Raw genomic sequence first — 20,345 nt, forward strand, 5'->3', positions numbered from 1 at the left:
TAATCTTGCAAAGCAAAGACAGGAGGTTCTATGATTACATTACTTCAAAACGGTGCCTGGCTTTTAAATGGTCAGGAAATTGTTGAAGATACTGCTGATAGTGTTGCAGTCCTCAATTCAAAACTCGGATATGTGCCGGAGAAGAAAGATGCAGCGGCACAGACCATGGCTTACAATATTTTGCAGGCTCATAACACTTCTGATTCAAAAGAGCAGCTGAAGATAAAGTTTGACAAGATGACATCCCATGACATCACTTTTGTCGGTATCATTCAGACAGCAAGAGCAAGCGGACTTGAGAAGTTCCCGATCCCTTATGTACTGACAAACTGCCACAACAGCCTTTGTGCCGTTGGCGGTACGATCAATGAAGATGATCATATGTTTGGCCTTACCTGTGCCCAGAAATACGGCGGCATTTATGTACCGCCTCATCAGGCTGTTATCCATCAGTTTGCCCGTGAAATGCTGGCAACATGCGGCGGCATGATCCTGGGATCTGACAGCCATACACGTTACGGTGCCCTTGGTACAATGGCCATCGGCGAAGGCGGCGGCGAGCTGGCAAAACAGCTTCTGTGCAGAACCTATGATATCAATATGCCTGGCGTTGTAGGTATTTATCTGACAGGTGAACCGATGAAGGGTGTGGGTCCTCAGGACGTGGCACTGGCTATTATCGGTGAAGTATTTGCCAACGGTTATGTGAACAACAAGGTGATGGAATTCGTAGGCCCTGGTATCTCCAACCTGAGTGCTGATTTCCGTATCGGTATCGACGTTATGACAACAGAGACAACCTGTCTGTCCTCCATTTGGCGTACCGATGACAAGATCGAAGAGTTCTATGCCCTTCATAACAGACCGGAAGATTACAAGGAACTGAATCCTGGAAAGGTTGCTTATTACGACGGTATGGTTGTTGTTGATCTCAGCACCATTAAACCAATGATCGCAATGCCTTTCCATCCAAGCAATACATATACGATTGAAGAACTGAATGCCAATCTGGAAGATATCCTTGATGATGTAGCAAAACGTGCAGCAGTCAGCTTCGATGGCGCTGTAGATTACACATTGAAGGACAAGATCATTGATGGCAAGTTATACTGTGATCAGGGTATTATTGCAGGCTGTGCCGGCGGCGGTTTCGAGAACATCTGTGATGCGGCAGACATTATGAAAGGCCGCAGCATCGGTTCCGACAAGTTTACAATGAGCGTTTATCCTGCAAGTACACCAATCTACATGGAACTCATCAGAAATGGTGTAGCAGCAGAACTCCTTGAGACAGGTGCTGTTCTCAAAACAGCTTTCTGCGGTCCTTGCTTTGGTGCCGGAGATACACCTGCCAACAATGCTTTCAGTATCCGTCATACAACACGTAACTTCCCGAACCGTGAAGGCTCCAAGCTCCAGAACGGTCAGGTAGCATCCGTAGCATTGATGGATGCACGTTCTATTGCAGCAACAGCAGCCAACAAAGGCTTCCTGACACCTGCAACAGATCTGGCAGACATTGAATACAAAAATCCGAAGTATCATTTTGATAAGACAATTTATGACAACAGAGTTTACGACAGCAAGGGTACAGCACATCCTGAAGTAGAGATCCAGTTCGGTCCGAACATCAAAGACTGGCCGAAGATGACAGCACTGACAGATGACCTGATCATCAAAGTCGTATCAGAGATCCATGACCCTGTGACAACAACAGATGAGTTGATCCCTTCCGGTGAGACGTCTTCCTTCAGATCCAATCCTCTTGGACTGGCTGAGTTTACATTATCCAGAAAGGATCCTGCTTATGTGGGACGTGCCAAAGCTGTCCGTGCCCTTGAAGAGGCAAGAGAGGCCGGCGGATGCCCATGTTCCGGCGGTACAGAGCTTTCAGATGAAATCAAAGCAGTGATTGAGGACATCAAGAAAGCATTCCCTGATATGGATGCGAAGAAGACAGCTGTAGGAAGTACGATCTACGCGGTTAAACCTGGTGACGGTTCCGCCCGTGAACAGGCTGCTTCATGTCAGAAAGTCCTTGGCGGATGGGCCAATATTGCCAAAGGCTATGCAACAAAACGTTATCGTTCCAACCTGATCAACTGGGGCATGCTGCCATTCCTTTATCCGGAAGATGAACTGCCGTTTGCCAACGATGATTATATCTTTATCCCAGGCATCAGAAAGGCGATCCAGGATAAGCTGACAGATATCCCTGCTTATGTTGTGGGTAAAGAAATGAAGCCAATCACTCTGAAAATGGGCGAACTGACAGACGATGAGCGCAAGATCATCCTTGCAGGCTGCCTGATTAACTATTATAAAGAGTCCTAAAGATTTTTACGGGAGGATATGACGATGGATAAGATTAAAATGACAACACCGCTGGTCGAGATGGACGGCGATGAGATGACAAGAATTCTCTGGAAGATGATCAAAGATGAACTGCTTCTTCCATTTATTGATCTGAAGACAGAATATTATGATCTGGGCCTGGAATACAGAGATCAGACCAACGACCAGGTAACCATTGATTCTGCTATGGCAACGAAGAAATACGGTGTGGCTGTCAAATGTGCAACAATCACTCCAAATGCAGCCCGTGTGAAAGAGTACAATCTGAAGGAAATGTGGAAGAGCCCGAACGGCACGATCCGTGCAATCCTTGACGGTACAGTTTTCCGTGCACCGATTGTTGTCAAAGGCATTGAACCGACAGTCAGAACATGGAAGAAACCAATCACGATTGCAAGACATGCATACGGTGATGTTTACAAAGCAACAGAGATGAAGATCCCTGCAGCAGGCAAGGCAGAACTGGTTTACACCAACGAAAACGGTGAAGAGACACGTGAACTTATTCATCAGTTTGAAGGACCTGGCATCATTCAGGGTCAGCACAACATCTGTGCATCTATCGAAAGCTTTGCAAAAGCATGCTTCAACTATGCACTGGATACACATCAGGATCTCTGGTTTGCCACAAAGGATACAATTTCCAAGAAATATGATCACACATTTAAGGATATTTTCCAGGAAATCTTTGATGCAGAGTATAAAGAGAAATTCGATGCAGCAGGTATTGAGTACTTCTACACATTGATTGATGACGCTGTAGCCCGCGTGATTCGTTCAGAAGGCGGTTATATCTGGGCCTGCAAGAACTATGATGGCGACGTTATGAGTGATATGGTAGCCACAGCTTTCGGTTCTCTGGCGATGATGACATCTGTACTGGTTGCACCGGACGGCACATATGAATATGAAGCTGCCCATGGTACCGTTCAGAGACATTACTACAAATATCTGAAGGGTGAAGAGACATCCACCAACTCCGTAGCAACCATCTTTGCATGGACAGGTGCCCTGAGAAAACGTGGTGAATTGGATAACATCCCGGAACTTCAGTTATTTGCAGATAAGTTGGAGAAAGCAACCATCGATACGATTGAGAATGGTACAATGACCAAAGACCTGGCGTTGATTACAACCATGAAAGATGTAACAGTTGCCAATAGCGAAGAATTTATCAAAGCGATCAGAAAAACTCTGGAAGCTTCATTATAATTTAACAAATGGATTGGATTCGCTGTCTCTGAAAAGGCGGAGGCAGCGGGGAAGTCCTGAATAAAGGAGAATAAATGGGAATCGAAGAAAACGAAGAAATGGACGAATTTGATACAGTGACACTTGAGATGGAAGACGGCAGCGAAGTAGAATTTGCCATTCTGGATGAATTCGATATGGACACTGAGAAATTCGTGCTGCTCAGTGAAATCGAAGGTGACAGCATCAGCAGCGACCCGGAACGCATGCTGTTCATGAAGGCAATCGCTGATGAATCCTGTGAAGAAGACGAAGTCATTCTGAACGTCATCGAGGATCCGGAACAATACAATGCAGTGGTTGAGTTTTATGCCGAACTGGACTAATTAAATTGAAGTAACTGTTCAGAGATAACCTCCAAAATGCTACGCATGGTGTACGTTCGATGCTCTAAGGCATCTCATAGATGGTTATTTAGTACAGGGGCTGATAAAAAGTGGCTTAACCGATATCATATGGATATCGGAAGCCACTTTTTTGATGCCGTTATTGATAGAAAGTTGGCATTTTAAAATATATTTATGCTTTTAGTGGTCAGAAAAATGGTCAGCTTTGGAGGGAGGATTAACAATTGTCAAGACGTGGAGAAAACATTAGAAAGCGAAGCGACGGAAGATGGGAAGGCAGATATATGATTTGTTCATCAGACGGGCACAAAAAATACCGTTCTGTATACAGCCGTACTTACAAAGGTGTCAAACAAAAGCTGATGAAATTTAAAGTAGCTACGGTTATTTTGCAGGCGGATCCAAATGAAACGGATGTAAATCACCTGTCTATGACTATTGAGGATTTATCGCAGCAATGGCTGTCTTATGTTGCGGATCATCGTAAATACTCCACCTACCGTAAATATGCGGGCATTTATGAGAAGTACATCAAAAAATCCTTTGGAGATATACGGACAGAGGAACTTCGTTCAGAGATGATTGCGTCTGTTTTGCCGAAAGATCTGTCGTCCAGTCTTTATCAGAGCATTTATTGTGTGTTTAATCGTATTTTGGATTATGGCAATCAGTACTATGGCACGGTCAAAATGCATTTGGTGCCAGTCATAACCAAAACTGTTTCAAAACCAATCGGCACCCTCAATATATATGAACAGCAGAAACTGGTTGAGTATCTGTCAAATGACATTGATATTTATAAAGCCGGCATTCTTATCTGTCTTTTTATGGGACTGCGTCTTGGTGAAATATGTGCTTTAAAATGGGAAGATATTGATTTTCAAAACAGGATTTTACATATTAAAAGAACTGTTCAACGGCTTGACTGTACGAATACAGAGAGCAGAAGCAAAACTATTCTATTCGAAGGTCCGCCTAAAACAGTTCATTCTATTCGTGAAATACCTATTCCGGAATTTCTGTACAACATAATTCTTTCTTATAATGATAGTCCCTGTAAAGGGATTTATTTTTTAAATCCAAATACGCCCATGGATCCGCGAACCTATCAATACAAATTTCAATCCATTCTAAAAAAAGCCGGTATTGAGTCTACACATTTTCATGCACTTCGGCATACATTTGCTACAAACTGCATTAACAGCGGTGCCGATGCCAAAAGCGTCAGTGAGATTCTGGGGCATGCCAATGTCAATATTACTTTAAATCGGTATGTACACCCGGACATGGATACCAAGCGCAATATTCTGAATTCTATCTATTCTAAACATTCTGAATCCGATGAACCTCAGATTTTAAGAGGTCAACTATAGGGACACTTCCAAAAATTTCCTGAATTTAAGCTTAAACAGACGCCTTTTTAGCAGATTATTTTAATCTGCTAAAGAATTTTTCTTTCACAGATTATGATTTGGAGGGGACTGAATGAGTATACATCTTTATCCGCACAACGAAGATGCATGTGTTCAACGGCTCATTTTGAATTAAGCAGGAACGGTGGAAAAGGACAGGGGAATATGCTATACTGATAAAAAATTAGAAGATGTTAGGAAAAATCAATGACTTTATTAGTTACCGGCGGTGCCGGTTTTATTGGCAGTAATTTTATTTTTTATTGGATGAAGCATTATCCTGAAGACAGGGTGATCTGTGTGGACAAGCTCACCTATGCGGGGAATATAGCAGCCCTGCAGCCGATGATGGATCGTCCGAATTTCAGATTTTGCCATCTTGATATCTGTGATCGGGATGGCATTGAGAGGCTTTTTGAAGATGAAAGGCCTGATATAGTGGTGAATTTTGCAGCTGAATCACATGTGGATCGTTCTATTGAGAGTCCGGAGATTTTTTTGACGACGAACATCGTAGGGACTTCTGTGTTGATGGATGCATGCAGAAGGTACGGTATCCGCCGGTTTCACCAGATTTCTACAGATGAAGTATATGGTGATCTGCCCTTGGATCGGCCGGAACTTCTTTTTACGGAGGAGACACCGTTAAAGACAAGCTCGCCCTACAGCAGTTCCAAAGCAGCGGCGGATCTTCTGGTGAGGGCCTATCATCGGACCTATGGTCTGCCTGTGACTATCAGTCGATGCTCCAATAATTACGGCCCTTATCAGCATCAGGAGAAGCTGATTCCCCGGATGATCTTCAAAGCCCTGACGGATGAGCCTCTGCCTGTTTTTGGTCAGGGATTAAATGTCCGTGACTGGCTCTATGTGGACGATCACTGCAGGGCGATTGATCTGATTTTGCATAAGGGGCGTGTCGGAGAGATCTACAATATCGGCGGTCACAATGAGATGCGAAACATCGATATCGTGAGATTGATCTGTCATGAGCTTGGGAAACCGGAAAACTTGATTATCTTTGTGGAAGACCGTAAGGGGCATGATCTGCGTTACGCCATTGATCCTTCCAAAATCCATCGGGAGTTGGGATGGTTGCCGGAGACAAAGTTTGAGGATGGGTTGAAGCGGACGATTCAGTGGTATCTGGATAACAGAGAATGACGACGAAAGCATTTTGATTGTCCGAAGATGCATTAAGATATTTTTTGTTGATTTCTCCTGGAATGTTTTGTATAATTATAAACCGTACAACATTTTAGATCCCAATGGGAGAGCAGACCCATTGCGTTTGTGACTTGAAGAATTAAATCAGGAGAAGCATTATGGCAGACGACAATAAGAAGAAACAGAATACAGCAGAGACTGATGAATTGACATTAGAAGAGAAGATTAATAAGATCAAATCCCGCGAAATCACGGAGGCTGAGAAGGGTATGCTTACTTTGCCGGCATTTGAAGCAGCCTGCGAAGCGGTGAAGAAGGTAACTCAGGAGACAAGACTGATCTACAGCAAGTATTTCAGTGATCATACAGGCAACAAGGTTTATTTTAAGCCGGAGAATATGCAGCTGACAGGCGCTTACAAGTTAAGAGGTGCATATTATACAATCGGTACACTGACAGATGAGGAGAGACAGAGAGGTCTGATCACAGCATCTGCAGGTAATCATGCTCAGGGTGTTGCATATGCGGCACAGTGTTATGGCGTAAAGGCTGTCATCGTCATGCCGACGACGACTCCGCTGATCAAAGTAGAGCGTACTAAAGCTTACGGTGCAGAAGTTGTTCTGTATGGTGATGTGTACGACCAGGCATGCGAGAAGGCTTATGAGCTTGCTGCTAAGAATGGCTACACATTTATTCATCCTTTTGATGATCTGCGTGTGGCAACCGGTCAGGGAACCATCGCTATGGAAGTGATCCAGGATTTGCCTCTGGTAGATTATATCCTTGTACCGATTGGCGGCGGTGGTCTTGCTACAGGTGTGTCCACACTGGCCAAGATGCTGAAGAACAATATCAAGGTCATCGGTGTTGAACCTTCCGGCGCAGCATGTATGAAGGCGTCCCTTGAGAATGGACGCGTGACAACCGTATCACCGGTGAATACCATTGCAGATGGTACAGCGGTTCAGACACCGGGTACCAAGATCTTTCCATATATCCAGCAGAATCTGGACGGCATTATCACGGTGGATGATGAAGAGCTTGTTGTGGCCTTCCTTGATATGGTAGAGAATCACAAGATGGTTGTTGAAAATTCAGGACTGCTGACAGTGGCAGCACTGAAGCATCTGGATGTGAAGGGAAAGAAGGTTGTCTCTATCTTAAGCGGCGGCAATATGGATGTCATTACCATGTCCTCCGTTGTTCAGAACGGTCTGATCGCCAGAGACAGAATCTTCACGATCTCTGTACTTCTTCCGGATAAGCCGGGTGAACTGGTGCGCGTATCACAGGTAATCGCCGACAAGCGCGGCAATGTGATCAAACTGGACCATAACCAGTTCTTCAGTACCAACAGAACGGCAGCTGTAGAGCTGAAGATTACACTGGAAGCCTTCGGTACAGAACATAAGAAAGAAATCATCCAGGCACTGGAAGATGCCGGATACAAACCAAAACAGATTCGTCCGAACTTATAAAAAGCAGTGTGTAAAAAATAGCATGCAGTCGGAAATGACCAGTCTTTGTCTAGTTGACAACAGGGTGGATAGATTTCCGGATTGCAGGCTATTTTTTTAATATCAGACAAGGGCCTGTCTTATTTCTGAAAAATCAATGGCAAAGAAAGTGTTGCACATTCAATATGGGATGCCTATAATAATAAAGTATCTGTAAGAAACAGTTTTGTGTCTGCAAGAGACGATATTTACCGTGGAAAATATACAGATACGTGAAAAAGAAACAAATAGAAATTGAGGGAAATAAAGAATGAAGATTGTACTGGCAGCGATCAATGCCAAGTATATTCATGCCAACCTGGCGATTTACAGTCTCCGGGCTTTTTCGAATGAATATAAAGAACAGATTCAGATCAAAGAATATACGATCAACCAGTATACGGAAGATATACTGGCGGATCTTTATAAGGAACAGGCAGATATGGTGGCTTTTTCCTGTTATATATGGAACATGGGTATGGTGGAGGAGCTGGCAGAGCTTCTACATCAGTTAAGGCCGGAGATGCCGATATGGTTTGGCGGTCCGGAAGTGTCTTATGATGCCGCAGAATGCCTGCAGCGAAATCACGGTGTGACCGGGATCCTTCGCGGTGAGGGAGAAGAAAGTTTCCATGAGCTGATGCAGTATTATATCGGCGGCAGTGGAAAGCTTCAGGATATCCGGGGGATTATTTACCGGGAAGGCGGACTGTTGGTGGATAATGGGTGGCGTGAAGTAATGGATCTGAACAAAGTGCCTTTCGTCTATGAGGAGATGGAGGATTTCAAGAATAAGATCATTTATTATGAGACCAGCAGAGGATGTCCCTTTTCCTGCAGCTACTGCCTGTCTTCGGTAGATAAGAAAGTGCGGCTGAGGGATATGTCCCTTGTGGAAAAAGAACTGCAGTTTTTTATTAATCATGAGGTGCCCCAGGTGAAGTTCGTGGACCGTACCTTTAACTGCAACAAAAAGCATGCCATGGCTATCTGGCGCTATATTAAGGCCCATGATAAAGGAATCACCAATTTTCATTTTGAGATTGGTGCGGATCTTTTGGATGATGAGGAGCTGGAAATTTTGTCGGATATGCGGCCGGGACTGATTCAGTTGGAGATCGGTGTCCAGTCCACCAATGATGCTACGATTCAGGAAGTGTCACGAACCATGCGTCTGGATCGATTGGCCAGAGCTGTTGACAGGGTGAATGCAGGTCACAATATCCATCAGCATCTGGATCTCATCGCCGGTCTTCCATATGAGGATTATCACCGCTTTAAGCAGTCCTTTAATGATGTGTACAGAATGCGGCCGGAACAGTTACAGCTGGGCTTTTTGAAAGTGCTGAAGGGTTCCAGGATGCATGTGATGGCAGAACAATACGGCATCGTTTACCGGAGGAAAGCACCCTATGAAGTACTTAAGACTGACTGGATGAGTTATGCTGACATTTTGAAGCTCAAGGGTGTTGAGGAGATGGTGGAAGTCTATTACAACAGCCATCAGTTTGATCTGTCCGTAACCTATCTGATGCATTTTTATCAAGAACCCTTTGACTTTTTTGAAGATCTGGCGGAATTTTATGAGGCGACCGGATTTGGCAAAGTGCAGCATGGGCGGATGCAGCGCTACGATATTCTGCTTAGATTTGTGCAGCAGCGGCATCTGGGAGCGGAAAGTCGTGTCTATCCATGTCAGGAATGCGAAACTGCAGCAGATGTGCAGGCAGAAAGCGGAGCGGAAAATAGCAAGCTTGATAAGCTTGCGGCAAGAGAATCCGAAGTTTCTGAAATTCTCAAGTTTACCATGCTCTATGACCTTTATGCCAGAGAGAATCTGAAATCCCGTCCGGAGTGGGCACAGGAGATACTATATCGTCCTTTCTGCGAAGATTTTTACAGGGATGAGACACTGACAAGGCAGTATCTGCCGTCTTATTCCGGCTGTACGCTGCGTCAGATGAAGCGAATGACCCATATGGAAGGTTTTGTGATGGATATTGCAGAGACTGCAAAGGCCGGATACCGCATCGGCGGTCCGGAGGCTTTGCTTTTTGACTATAAAGAGCGGGATCCGTTGACTTATGCAGCCAAAATTGTAAAGGTGTCGATAAAATCATAGAGAACATGTCGATAGAATTATGGCTTTTACAGGTGGTATGTGTTATCATAAATTTGTATGCAATATGTGTTGCAGTGAGAGAAAAAGAAGATGAGGGGGCATAATTATGTGGAACAGACAGAGATTGAAGTGTAATGCCAGAGTACTGCTGAAGGCCAATTATCTGAAGGTTGTTGTAGTCGGATTGATTTTATCCTTTTTGATCGGATCAGGTTACAATTCAGCAAGAGGAGCAGCAAAGAGTAATGATGTGGATATCGATGTAACAGATTTATTCAGTAGGAATCTGGCATTTATTGTTGCAATGCTTATTGGCATCGCAGGTGTGATTGCCATTGCGTTGCTGTTCAATGTTATATTGAATATTTTTCTGTGGAATCCGTTGGAAGTCGGATGCCGAAAAGTCTTTGTAGACTGCAGATATGGCAATGCAGAATGGAGTGACATTTTATATGCATTCAAGAATGGATATGGACATATTGGAGCCGTGATGTTCATGAAAGATTTGTTTACATTTTTGTGGACACTGCTCTTTATTATTCCGGGCATCATCAAGGGATATGAGTACATGATGATTCCATACCTTCTTGCAGAGAATCCGGATATGAGCCGTCAGGATGCCTTTGCAGAGAGCAAGCGTATGATGGATGGCAACAAGATGGATGCCTTTGTACTGGATCTGTCATTTATCGGCTGGTTTATTCTGGGTGCCATTACATTTAATATTGTCAATATTCTCTATACAACACCGTATATGGAATTGGCTCATGCAGAGCTGTATCATACATTGAAGAATCAGAATAACTAATCGGATCAGGAAGACTGTCGCTTTGCAGGAAAGCAGGACGGCGGGGTTCCGGATTGCTGTAAACTCAATCAGAAACAGAATCTGAAGAAAAAATAGGATATCCGGAAGAGATTCATGATTTTCGTGAAAAATTTTATCCGATTCCCCATAAAAAGCAGGAAGGTGTACGTATATCTATTGTCACAACAAAAATGTACAGATGTCTTTGAAACAGATGCAGTTCATTTGAGGCAGAGTGAGCTGATGCAGAAAGACACTGGAACTAGATATGCAGGAGGTTTATATTGATGAAGAAATTAACAGGTATTTTAATGGCGGTATGTTTGACTTCAGCATTGATTGTGGGATGCGGACAGAAGGCAGGAGGACAGAATGCGCAAACAGCAAATGGTCAGTCGGACGCTCAGACAGAGAGCCAGACTACAGGCAATCCGTCAGAAACAGGTGATGGAAGTGGTGAAGAGAATTCAGCAGTACAGCATTGTATTCTTCTGGCTGGAAAGAACGGTACATGGCTTCTGGCAGATCGGGACAATGGAAATGTTTTCACAGTAGAGATTCCATCAGATCTGACAGATGAATCCGGCAAGAAGATTTCCCCAGAAATTCTGAAAGCGGCAGACTATGTGGATGTCTACGGTGATGGCATTATGCTGCAGAGTTATCCGGGACAGTATCCGGGAGTCAGCAAGATGGTGGTTACCGGTGAGGGGTCGGAAGATGAATTGAAGCAGTATCAGGATGTGATTGATATGGTATTTGCGGAATCGGATACAAGTGAGGTTCCTTCAGCCGGTGTGGTGTACAGTTCATCTCTTGGACAGACCATGTCATTGATGAGCGGACCGGCGAATTATACATGGACAGCGCCGTTAGGCGATTCTGAAACAGACAGTTCTGAAGATAACACAGTGACTGCATGCGGTTTGGCTGTGATGCAGTGGGAGGATCTTGAGAAGATGGCCATGGATGACGGCAAGACAGATTTTACCGTCAGCTGTAATCTGGTGCCGGAGAAGGTGACCGTCCGTCGCTGGAGTGCAGATCAGTACCCGGCCGGGGCTGATGATGATTATGACGCATCAGCGGAAGGTGTGACTGTGGAAAAGAATGATGAGGGGAAATTTGTTATCAAAGATGTAGAACCGGGTTATGTGTACGAAGTTACCATTAATTGGGAATACGGGGATGCACAGTACGGTTTTGTGACAGCGAAGATTCAGTAGGATGCCATATCATAAGGAATCTAATTTGATCGAGGAAGCAATGTCAGCCTGGCAGAGAGCGCAGAAAGAAATCGAAGACAAAATCGGCAAAGAGAATATAGAATGTATGATGAATATTCTAAGGATGCTGTAATGGATGGGAGATAAATGCTTTATAAGGATGACTTTTAAAAAAATATTAAAAAAGTTATAAAAAACGGTTGACAATACTCTATAACCGCGATATAATAATTTACGACTTATGGACGACTTATGGGACAGATAAGTCGTAACAGAATATCGCGGGGTAGAGCAATCCGGTAGCTCGTCGGGCTCATAACCCGAAGGTTGTTGGTTCAAATCCGGCCCCCGCAACTCAAAGACTTGATGAATATCAAGTCTTTTTTATGTAATAGGAGCGTGCCCAGCAAAGCTGGGGCACACCCCTGTTACATAAAAAGGCACTAACGCGCCTGTGATGCACACTCGCGCAAAGATGTAGATTGTCGCAAGCGACCGCGCTCGGCGCTAGAATGTGCTTTGGCACATTCTTTTTTTAATTTACGCGGATAACGAGTGAAACACCCAAAGTGTGTTTCGTCTCGTTTTAAGGATCAGTAGAAGGTAAGAAAAACAATAATCATATATAAGAGCAGTTAGTGGAAGTTAGTTTGAGAATATGAAATGGAGCAGGCGATGAAGAAAGAAATTAAGCTTATAGCTTTGGATTTGGATGGTACCACATTTAATTCAGAGAAGGTCATAACAGAAAGAACAAGGGAAGCGATTGCGGAAGCAATTAAAAAGGGCGTGATTGTCATGCCTGCCACTGGACGGCAAAAGACCGGTTTGCCGGAGAGTTTTACTTCGATTCCGGGGGTGCGTTATGCGTTGACTTCCAATGGCGGAGCGGTTGTTGATTTGTGGGAGGACAGTATTATCTATGCGGATTTTATACCTTATAAGACGGCATGCAGAGTCATTGATAAATTAATTCAGATAGATGCGCTGATTGAGTTTTATCATGATGGAAAGTCCTATGCTGACAGAAAAAGCTATAACAGAGCATTTCATGACTATAAAAACTTCCCGGATTGGTTCAAGGAGTATATTAAGGTTTCCAGAATACCGGTGGATGATTTGAGAGAACGGGTTTACTCGGGTAAGTTTAATATAGAGAAAATGCTGGCCTCTTTTGATGATATGATCTTGAGACAGCAATTGTTTGATGAAATGCATAATGACCCGGAGCTCAGTGTGGTATTCGGCAATAGTTTTAATGTGGAAATCACTGCTGCGACAGCCAATAAAGGTCATAGTCTGCTGAAATTGGCCGGGAAACTTGGAATCATGCCGGAACAGATCATGGTTTGTGGGGACACGATGAATGACAGAACCATGTTTGAGGCAGCAGGCCTGGCAGTGGCTATGGGAAATGCCGATGAAGAGATTAAGGCCATGGCAGATGATGTTACCCTGTCGAATGATGAGGATGGTGTTGCTGCGGCCATTGAGAAGTGGGTTCTTTAATTATCGAAATCTTCGCCGTTTATTGTCTGCTGTGAATGAGCTGACGAATGATGTACAGTACACCATCTTCATCATTTGACAATGTCTCAAAGTTGCTGATGGCTTTTAAATCAGGGTGAGCATTGGCCATAGCGTAGCTGAAATAGCCCTGTTTCATCATTTCATAATCATTGAGATAGTCTCCGAAAACCATGGTTTCATCCGGTGAAATATCATATTTTTTTTGAAGTGCAGTGAGTCCGCGGCCTTTGTTTGTGGCGGCAAGACTGAGGTCTGTCCACATGTATCCGGCCAGAGTAGCTTTAAAAGGTGCACGGACATCAGACAGGGCCGGAAATGAATTGCTTTCGGCACCTTTGAAGTCACAGACAGTCACTTTGCTTACTGGGGCATCAATTTCAGAGATATCATGGATATACTGAACTTTCTTATAGTAACGGCCTATTTCTTTGCGGGCATCATCCGATGTCTGATCGAAGAGATAGGCCGTTTTGAAACCGGAGAGAATCGGAATGGCGCCGGGAACCTGACGGCAGCGCCCGAGAAGATAAGAAAGGGCGTCTGTATCAAGAATGTCCTGATGAACCAGATGATCGCCGTTGACGAGACATCCGCCGTTTTCAGCCATAAAAACAAGCTTGTCCATGCAGCTTTCAAACTGCATGGCAAGGGTTGGGTATGGCCGCCCGCTGGCAATGACAAAAAGAATTCCGAGTTTGTGAATTTGATCGAGTATATCAAAAAAATCACGGGGCATCTGGTCCTGACTGTTCAGCAGAGTGCCGTCCATGTCAGTGGCAATCATGCGCACCTGATTAAGTGAATGCTGCATTGTAAATTCCTCCAAAGTTTTAGAGAACATGAAAATTATCAATTCAAGCAGGTACACTTGCGCTGCGCAGCATTGGCAGCGGTACATAAGGTGGTAAAGGACACCACCTAAGAACCAGCCATGCTGAATGCACCTGCTTTGAATATGATAATTTTCATGTTCATCCAAGTGTACTTTAGTAGTTAATGTTTTTCTAAATGTTCACATATTGCTATCAAAAGGGTATCGATTTGTAAATTTAGGAATAATTGACCTAAACAGTTACAATGTAGCATATATTATTGGAAATGTATAGAGGGGAATAATGGGTTATAAAGAAATCAACTTGTCATCGGAGGAAATCCCCGTTATACTTAAAGGGCGACAAGTGAGTAGATTTTGGCATATACTTTGCAAATAGCGTGGATGATACAACTATACAAGGAGGCACATAATGGAGATTTTAACAGGCGACATTGTACGGCTGAAGAAGAAGCATCCCTGCGGCAGTTTTGACTGGGAAGTGCTTCGAAGTGGTGCGGATTTCAGATTAAAGTGCTGCGGCTGTGAGCATCAGGTGATGATGGCGCGGAAGCTGGTGGAGAAGAACATTCGGAGACTGGAGAGAAATGGGGAAGAAATTAAGATTACCCGATAGGTGACGAAATGCGTAGCATTTTGGAGGTTAGCTCTGAATAGTTACGAAAATTTTATACCATAATATGAAAAAAAGTGCTTGCTTTGCACTTTTTTTTATGGTAAACTGGGTAACTGTGATATGTTATATATTAATTCCTTGCTCTCCGCAATGGGAGGGCCGTGAAGTCCAGAAGGAGGTGCACTAGCATGAACAAATACGAATTAGCAGTAGTTCTTACTACAAAGATCGAAGATGAAGAAAGAGCAGCAAGCATCGAGAAGATCAAGGAAGTTATCGCTCGTTTTGGTGGCGTTGTTACTAACGTTGACGAATGGGGCAAGAAGAGACTTGCTTACGAAATTCAGAAGATGAAAGAAGGTTTCTACTACTTCATCACTTTCGAATCCGATTCAAACTGTCCAAACGAAGTTGAACAGCGTGTCCGTATTATGGAGAATGTAATCAGATACTTATGCATTAGACAGGACGCTTAATTAGAAAAGGGGTAAGTCTAAATGAATAAAGTTATTTTGATGGGAAGATTAACCAGAGATCCGGAGATCAGATATTCACAGGGTGAACGCTCTACAGCAGTTGCCCGCTACTCACTGGCAGTGAACCGTACATTTAAGCGTGACGGTGATCCGGATGCCGATTTTATCAACTGTGTAGCTTTTGGCCGTCAGGCAGAGTTCGCAGAAAAGTATTTTCACAAGGGCATCCGCATTGTGATCACAGGCAGAATTCAGACAGGCAGTTACACCAACAAAGACGGTGTGCGTGTTTATACAACAGATATTGTTGTTGAAGAACAGGAATTTGCCGAGAGCAAAGCAGCAAGTGATCGCAACAGCAGTGATTTTGCAGCCAATAACAATTATGGCGGTGGTTATCAGCAGTCCGGAAGACCTGTGCCAAGTCAGGCACCATCGGATGGTTTTATGAACATTCCGGATGGCATTGATGAAGAATTGCCATTCAGCTAGAATAGGACATGATCTGTTATCAGAGCATAACAGAAAGATTTGAATTTGAGAAGGAGGTTTTGATATGCCATACAATAAAGAAGAAGGCAGAGGCACTCAGATGAAGAGAAGACCTATGCGCAGAAGAAAGAAAGTATGTGTATACTGTGTAGATAAGAACGCAGTTATCGATTACAAAGATACAAACAAATTAAAGAGATATATCTCTGAAAGAGGTAAAATTCTTCCTAGAAGAATCACAGGCAACTGTGCTAAGCATCAGAGAAAGCTTACAACAGCTATCAAGAGAGCTAGACATATCGCTTTAATGCCATATATCACAGACTAATTATTAAAGCACATATGTGAGATAAACAAGAAAGCCTTTAAGTACTGGAAATGCCCGTATTTAAAGGCTTTTTTGCATGTATGGATTTTTTATAAGTTCTTATCATTACTTAAGTTTTCTTAGGAAAATGGTGTAAAAAATGGTGTAAAAATCCGAGATGGTGTAAATTTTGGCAAAAAAGCGGACTGAAATGGTGTAAATCGTATACGAAGAATGGAATACAGCATTTAATTATTGAATTGAAATTAAGAGAAGAATAGCGCAGACAGTGGTTAACCATTGCTGCGCTATTTTTGTTTACTGTTTATTTAGTGTGTGGAATTAGTGTATCTGTTTCCATGTTATCTAAAGCATATTCACAAGCTTGAATGACGAAACTGGAAAAAGTCACGTCTTGATTTTGGATAGCAGCTTCTATTTTATCAATCAGATGAACCGGGAAGCGGATTGTCTTATTTTCCGTTTCTTTACGATTAGGTTTCAATTGAAATGCCATATGCAATACCTCCTATGAGAATATCATATTGCAATTTGATAAACAAATATGCAATGCAATACGTATTGCAAAATGTAATGCAAAATGATAGAATAGTGTTAAATTCGGGTAATCGTGAAATGAGTTTGTAACCGATGTATTAAGGCAAAAAGTAGGTGATGGGGTTGATTTCAAATTTATTGGAATTTGAAATGCTATTTTTATTAATGGTAAATTGATTTATGGTTATCAAATACGATAGGAGAGTGAGATATGATTTTCAAGGCAACTAATTTGATTAAGCAGGAGATGGAAGAAAAAGGCTTGTATTGTTCTATTAACGAAGATGATGACATATCGGATGTTATAGTCGGATTTGATATTGAAAATGGGCCAGATGTTGATGTTCATTTTATTTCTTCTGATAATGATAATGATGTAATTGTTCGAGTGTTTGGGTTTATTAATCATGTAGCGGAAGATAAGGAGGATAAGATACTAAAAGTAATTAATGAATGTAATGATACATATAGATACTTAAAATTTGTTTTGAGTAATGGCAATAATGTAGATATTGCATATGATTTTTCAATGAAAATAGATGATGCATCAGTTGGGGCAGAAGCATTTAATATTTTTGCGCAATGTGTGACTATTGTTAGGGAGTGTTATCCAATGTTTATGAAAGTTATGTGGGAGTAAATCAAAAATGGAAAAGGAGGGACAGTTTAATTTATTAAAAAACGTCAGAAGTGAAAAGGCGCCTTATATTGTAATAGCTGTTGGGTATGTGAGTTCTGTAATAATGATATTAGGGACTTATATCCGTTTTATAGTATTAGGTGGATACAGAGGAACTTTGGATGAAAGTTTAGTAGACATGTATCAGGAGAGTAGTGGTGGAATACTGGGAAATTGTTTTTTACTTACAATGATATATTCAATGTTTCTGATATGTATAAATTATGGTAAGGCACATACGGGAATACGTTCAATTGCTGCAAAGATAGAAGCAATTATGCAGCTCGTTTTAATTGTGATTCCATTTTCGTTTTTAATCATTTCGCAGATGTTTTATCCATTAGGTGCCTTTTTGGAAATAATTTTAAGTCCATTAATAAAAGGTTTAGGATATTTTGATATTGCCTTGAATAATTTTCCTTTTTTTGCACTTGTATTGTATGGTACTTCGATATTGCTGCTTTTCTTGGAAAAGTCATATAGAAAGTTTATTGCATATTGGCTGGGGCTGTTTTTTGGTGTAATGGTGATAGGGCAGCTGTTGATTGAACTATTTCAGTATAAGATATTGGCTGTATTGATATGTATTATTGGTGCGGTTTTAGTTGGCGTGAGAGCATATCATGCATGGACAAGACGATGCCCGTCATGTGGAAAATGGGACTGTTTCAATTATGTGGGCGAGAAGGTATTGCGAGAAGAGGATATATCAATGGTCGTTGAGAACAGGATCAGAGATGCTTCAGGAAATATGTGGGGTACATGTGAACAACATATTCCGGGAAAAGGACAGGTTGTATTGGAATTGTACCGATGCAACAAGTGTGGTCATAAAGGGACAAAGACTGTTACAAAAAACATAGCTTCTGTTTAATTTGGCAGAAGTGGCATTTGGAAAGGATAAAAAATGAATACGAGGAAATTTTTAAAATGGGTTATTGTATTGTCACCGATTATTAATATCTTTGGTATAATTAGCGGAGAATATTCAAGGGGAACTGCGGTTGGAGCAGAAATACTTTGTTGCCTTGCATCGTTTGCAATGCTTTATTTTGTGGTTTTCAAGGATAAAAATTGTCCAATCTGTAAAAAACCATTTGCTTTAAAAGAAACAAATAGAGAAGTCCTTTCTAGGGAAAATGTTTCTGTACGGGTTGAAAATAATATTAGAAATAGAGATGGAAAGGTAACAGGTACAGCAGAACAATATATACCGGGTGTGAAGACAACATACAATGTCTATTATACTTGTAGATTTTGCGGAAAAGTAACATGCAGAACGTTTGTAAATAAAAAGGCTTTAAGATAGGAATTATACGAGGGGGATAAGTTTTGAAAAGAAATTGGGTTATTTTAATAACACTGATATTGTCATTAGTTGTATTTGTTGGCTGCGGTGCCAGTGTAGCGAAGGAAGAACAAGTGCAGAATGATTTGGAAACTTTTTCTGATAAGGCTTTTTTAGCAGATGGAGAAAACATAAGTAGTCTTGTCATTGATAAGAGAGATACAGATAAGAAACAGAAGACAGACAGAGTATGGTGTACTGTGACAACTGAGAAAGATGATATCTCATATGAAAAAGGAGTAGTGTTGGATTATTATTTGTATGATAAGGCGGGATGGACGCTGGATAATTATACAGTAGATGACTCAGAAAAATGGGTCGTACGACCGTTAAAAGGCGTGGATGAAAATACAATTTCGAACAATCTGGCAGGACAGACTGTAACGGTGGATGGTGAAGCGTGGGAGATTATAGCTAGTGAAGTTTCCAAAGTATCTATTCAGAGTGAGGATACAGATTTGGAGAAGAAAACATCTCAGGTGACTCTAGCTGTGCAATTGGATGGTGAAGTGGAAACTGTAGAAGGAACGCTGATTGCTGACTACGAATTTGATAGAGCATGGAAGGTGAAAAATCTTTATGCAAAGGATTCTCTTCGTGCTGAGGTAAAAGATGGAAAAGCTTTAGACGTCAGTGCTGACAGTATTCTTGATGACATTCAAAATCCAGAAATAAAGTATGGCGTTTCTGGCGCTATCCAGAAAGTTACGATTTCAAAAGATGAGGTAGAAGATTTTTCTGTTGATAGTCAACAATCTAAGTCTAAGGGAACAGAACAAACTATTCAGTGCAGCGCAAAATTAATTAAATCAAATGTGACATTTAATGTTGCTATCAATGCAGAGTATGTCTATGAAAATGGTGCATGGAATTGCTATCAGATTGACCCGGTGTTAACCTTTGATTCTGCGGAGTTACAGGGAGAATGGAAAGGCACATATATAAAGGGTGGTGGTAATGGTGTGGCTGTTCTTGAAATTACGGAAGTTGATGGAAATAATCTTAAGGGGACATATAGTTACACACCGTACAAAACAAATAAATGGAGCCAGCCGGGAAGCTATGAAGTGGAAGGTGAATTTGTACCAGATGGTCTGCTTGTTACTTTAAAAGCAGGTGATTGGGTTAATGAGCCTGAAAAATATATGTCAGTTACTAAACAGGATATATCAGCTGTTTTATATGCGGATGATGCTATCATGAAAGGAAGCGGACAGGAGAGTTGTATATTTAATATTTCAAAACAGTAAATTGTATAAAATTCCCTTGAGTGAGATAAAGGTTTGCTTGGGGGAATTTGTCATACTTGGAAGCAATAAG

At 42.1% G+C, this 20,345-nt stretch carries 21 protein-coding genes and 1 tRNA gene; 20 read left to right on the plus strand and 2 right to left on the minus strand.

Features of this window, described 5'->3' with window-relative positions; all coding sequences use genetic code 11:
* Positions 1–30 precede the first annotated feature (30 nt).
* The 12 genes from HED67_RS04510 (at position 31) to HED67_RS04560 (ending at position 13,696) form a co-directional block, all read left to right on the plus strand.
* On the plus strand, positions 31–2,334 hold the full coding sequence (locus HED67_RS04510) for a hydratase (RefSeq protein ID WP_178439123.1): 2,304 nt from the start codon (positions 31–33) through the stop codon (positions 2,332–2,334).
* Between the two features lie 24 nt (positions 2,335–2,358).
* Positions 2,359–3,567 (plus strand): NADP-dependent isocitrate dehydrogenase, encoded by a 1,209-nt coding sequence (locus tag HED67_RS04515; protein ID WP_178439120.1) that lies wholly within the window; start codon positions 2,359–2,361, stop codon positions 3,565–3,567.
* 74 nt (positions 3,568–3,641) lie between these two features.
* The gene (locus tag HED67_RS04520) at positions 3,642–3,932 is read left to right on the plus strand and encodes a DUF1292 domain-containing protein (protein WP_221717656.1); all 291 of its coding nucleotides are present in this window, start codon (positions 3,642–3,644) and stop codon (positions 3,930–3,932) included.
* 245 nt (positions 3,933–4,177) lie between these two features.
* Positions 4,178–5,326: a site-specific integrase gene (locus HED67_RS04525; protein WP_221717657.1), complete on the plus strand. Its 1,149-nt coding sequence runs from the start codon at positions 4,178–4,180 to the stop codon at positions 5,324–5,326.
* Between the two features lie 246 nt (positions 5,327–5,572).
* Positions 5,573–6,529, plus strand: coding sequence for a dTDP-glucose 4,6-dehydratase (rfbB, locus tag HED67_RS04530; RefSeq protein ID WP_221717658.1), 957 nt, complete (start codon positions 5,573–5,575; stop codon positions 6,527–6,529).
* Between the two features lie 272 nt (positions 6,530–6,801).
* A complete protein-coding gene (gene ilvA / locus HED67_RS04535; RefSeq protein WP_178439285.1) occupies positions 6,802–8,013 on the plus strand; it encodes a threonine ammonia-lyase in 1,212 nt (403 codons plus the stop codon).
* Positions 8,014–8,302: 289 nt separating this feature from the next.
* Positions 8,303–10,153, plus strand: a complete 1,851-nt coding sequence (locus tag HED67_RS04540) for a B12-binding domain-containing radical SAM protein (protein WP_221717659.1) — start codon at positions 8,303–8,305, stop codon at positions 10,151–10,153.
* A gap of 106 nt (positions 10,154–10,259) precedes the next feature.
* Entirely contained in the window at positions 10,260–10,961 is a 702-nt protein-coding gene (locus HED67_RS04545) for a DUF975 family protein (protein WP_221717660.1), read from the plus strand.
* A 287-nt stretch (positions 10,962–11,248) separates the two neighbouring features.
* Positions 11,249–12,187 carry a hypothetical protein gene (locus HED67_RS04550; protein WP_221717661.1) on the plus strand — a complete coding sequence of 313 codons (939 nt, stop codon included), beginning with the start codon at positions 11,249–11,251 and terminating at the stop codon, positions 12,185–12,187.
* A gap of 1 nt (position 12,188) precedes the next feature.
* The gene (locus HED67_RS17200) at positions 12,189–12,320 is read left to right on the plus strand and encodes a hypothetical protein (protein ID WP_260702697.1); all 132 of its coding nucleotides are present in this window, start codon (positions 12,189–12,191) and stop codon (positions 12,318–12,320) included.
* Positions 12,321–12,467: 147 nt separating this feature from the next.
* Positions 12,468–12,541: transfer RNA gene (locus HED67_RS04555), tRNA-Met, on the plus strand.
* A gap of 321 nt (positions 12,542–12,862) precedes the next feature.
* Positions 12,863–13,696 (plus strand): Cof-type HAD-IIB family hydrolase, encoded by an 834-nt coding sequence (locus tag HED67_RS04560; RefSeq protein ID WP_178439099.1) that lies wholly within the window; start codon positions 12,863–12,865, stop codon positions 13,694–13,696.
* A gap of 19 nt (positions 13,697–13,715) precedes the next feature.
* Here the strand turns inward: HED67_RS04560 and HED67_RS04565 are convergent, their stop codons facing one another.
* Complete coding sequence (locus HED67_RS04565) at positions 13,716–14,528, minus strand: Cof-type HAD-IIB family hydrolase (protein WP_221717662.1); 813 nt, start codon at positions 14,526–14,528, stop codon at positions 13,716–13,718.
* 433 nt (positions 14,529–14,961) lie between these two features.
* Here HED67_RS04565 and HED67_RS04570 point away from each other — a divergent pair, with 433 nt between their 5' ends.
* From HED67_RS04570 to rpsR, 4 genes are all read left to right on the plus strand, one after another.
* Positions 14,962–15,165: a DUF951 domain-containing protein gene (locus HED67_RS04570; RefSeq protein ID WP_178439093.1), complete on the plus strand. Its 204-nt coding sequence runs from the start codon at positions 14,962–14,964 to the stop codon at positions 15,163–15,165.
* Between the two features lie 188 nt (positions 15,166–15,353).
* Complete coding sequence (gene rpsF, locus HED67_RS04575; RefSeq protein WP_015513838.1) at positions 15,354–15,641, plus strand: 30S ribosomal protein S6; 288 nt, start codon at positions 15,354–15,356, stop codon at positions 15,639–15,641.
* Positions 15,642–15,662: 21 nt separating this feature from the next.
* On the plus strand, positions 15,663–16,133 hold the full coding sequence (locus HED67_RS04580) for a single-stranded DNA-binding protein (RefSeq protein ID WP_178439090.1): 471 nt from the start codon (positions 15,663–15,665) through the stop codon (positions 16,131–16,133).
* A 64-nt stretch (positions 16,134–16,197) separates the two neighbouring features.
* Positions 16,198–16,461, plus strand: a complete 264-nt coding sequence (gene rpsR / locus HED67_RS04585; RefSeq protein WP_015513840.1) for a 30S ribosomal protein S18 — start codon at positions 16,198–16,200, stop codon at positions 16,459–16,461.
* Positions 16,462–16,765: 304 nt separating this feature from the next.
* Here rpsR and HED67_RS04590 read toward each other — a convergent pair whose 3' ends face one another.
* Positions 16,766–16,957, minus strand: a complete 192-nt coding sequence (locus HED67_RS04590) for a YlcI/YnfO family protein (protein WP_221717663.1) — start codon at positions 16,955–16,957, stop codon at positions 16,766–16,768.
* 252 nt (positions 16,958–17,209) lie between these two features.
* Here HED67_RS04590 and HED67_RS04595 point away from each other — a divergent pair, with 252 nt between their 5' ends.
* The 4 genes from HED67_RS04595 to HED67_RS04610 all read left to right on the plus strand — a co-directional run bounded on the left by HED67_RS04595 (position 17,210) and on the right by HED67_RS04610 (position 20,275).
* The gene (locus tag HED67_RS04595; protein ID WP_221717664.1) at positions 17,210–17,638 is read left to right on the plus strand and encodes a YbjN domain-containing protein; all 429 of its coding nucleotides are present in this window, start codon (positions 17,210–17,212) and stop codon (positions 17,636–17,638) included.
* Between the two features lie 7 nt (positions 17,639–17,645).
* Positions 17,646–18,551 carry a hypothetical protein gene (locus tag HED67_RS04600; RefSeq protein WP_221717665.1) on the plus strand — a complete coding sequence of 302 codons (906 nt, stop codon included), beginning with the start codon at positions 17,646–17,648 and terminating at the stop codon, positions 18,549–18,551.
* A 33-nt stretch (positions 18,552–18,584) separates the two neighbouring features.
* Positions 18,585–18,986 carry a hypothetical protein gene (locus HED67_RS04605; protein WP_221717666.1) on the plus strand — a complete coding sequence of 134 codons (402 nt, stop codon included), beginning with the start codon at positions 18,585–18,587 and terminating at the stop codon, positions 18,984–18,986.
* A 113-nt stretch (positions 18,987–19,099) separates the two neighbouring features.
* Positions 19,100–20,275, plus strand: a complete 1,176-nt coding sequence (locus HED67_RS04610) for a hypothetical protein (RefSeq protein ID WP_221717667.1) — start codon at positions 19,100–19,102, stop codon at positions 20,273–20,275.
* Positions 20,276–20,345: the final 70 nt, after the last annotated feature.

The sequence above is a fragment of the Pseudocoprococcus catus genome, assembly GCF_019734885.1.
In the GTDB taxonomy this organism is placed as follows: Bacteria; Bacillota; Clostridia; order Lachnospirales; family Lachnospiraceae; genus Coprococcus_A; species Coprococcus_A catus.

Coding starts and splice junctions, on each gene's coding strand:
- HED67_RS04510 (WP_178439123.1), top strand. CDS start 31: ATGATTACATTACTTCAAAACGGTGCCTGGCTTTTAAATGGTCAGGAA.
- HED67_RS04515 (WP_178439120.1), top strand. CDS start 2,359: ATGGATAAGATTAAAATGACAACACCGCTGGTCGAGATGGACGGCGAT.
- HED67_RS04520 (WP_221717656.1), top strand. CDS start 3,642: ATGGGAATCGAAGAAAACGAAGAAATGGACGAATTTGATACAGTGACA.
- rfbB (WP_221717658.1), top strand. CDS start 5,573: ATGACTTTATTAGTTACCGGCGGTGCCGGTTTTATTGGCAGTAATTTT.
- ilvA (WP_178439285.1), top strand. CDS start 6,802: ATGCTTACTTTGCCGGCATTTGAAGCAGCCTGCGAAGCGGTGAAGAAG.
- HED67_RS04540 (WP_221717659.1), top strand. CDS start 8,303: ATGAAGATTGTACTGGCAGCGATCAATGCCAAGTATATTCATGCCAAC.
- HED67_RS04545 (WP_221717660.1), top strand. CDS start 10,260: ATGTGGAACAGACAGAGATTGAAGTGTAATGCCAGAGTACTGCTGAAG.
- HED67_RS04550 (WP_221717661.1), top strand. CDS start 11,249: ATGAAGAAATTAACAGGTATTTTAATGGCGGTATGTTTGACTTCAGCA.
- HED67_RS17200 (WP_260702697.1), top strand. CDS start 12,189: ATGCCATATCATAAGGAATCTAATTTGATCGAGGAAGCAATGTCAGCC.
- HED67_RS04560 (WP_178439099.1), top strand. CDS start 12,863: ATGAAGAAAGAAATTAAGCTTATAGCTTTGGATTTGGATGGTACCACA.
- HED67_RS04565 (WP_221717662.1), bottom strand. CDS start 14,528: ATGCAGCATTCACTTAATCAGGTGCGCATGATTGCCACTGACATGGAC.
- HED67_RS04570 (WP_178439093.1), top strand. CDS start 14,962: ATGGAGATTTTAACAGGCGACATTGTACGGCTGAAGAAGAAGCATCCC.
- rpsF (WP_015513838.1), top strand. CDS start 15,354: ATGAACAAATACGAATTAGCAGTAGTTCTTACTACAAAGATCGAAGAT.
- HED67_RS04580 (WP_178439090.1), top strand. CDS start 15,663: ATGAATAAAGTTATTTTGATGGGAAGATTAACCAGAGATCCGGAGATC.
- rpsR (WP_015513840.1), top strand. CDS start 16,198: ATGCCATACAATAAAGAAGAAGGCAGAGGCACTCAGATGAAGAGAAGA.
- HED67_RS04590 (WP_221717663.1), bottom strand. CDS start 16,957: ATGGCATTTCAATTGAAACCTAATCGTAAAGAAACGGAAAATAAGACA.
- HED67_RS04595 (WP_221717664.1), top strand. CDS start 17,210: ATGATTTTCAAGGCAACTAATTTGATTAAGCAGGAGATGGAAGAAAAA.
- HED67_RS04600 (WP_221717665.1), top strand. CDS start 17,646: ATGGAAAAGGAGGGACAGTTTAATTTATTAAAAAACGTCAGAAGTGAA.
- HED67_RS04605 (WP_221717666.1), top strand. CDS start 18,585: ATGAATACGAGGAAATTTTTAAAATGGGTTATTGTATTGTCACCGATT.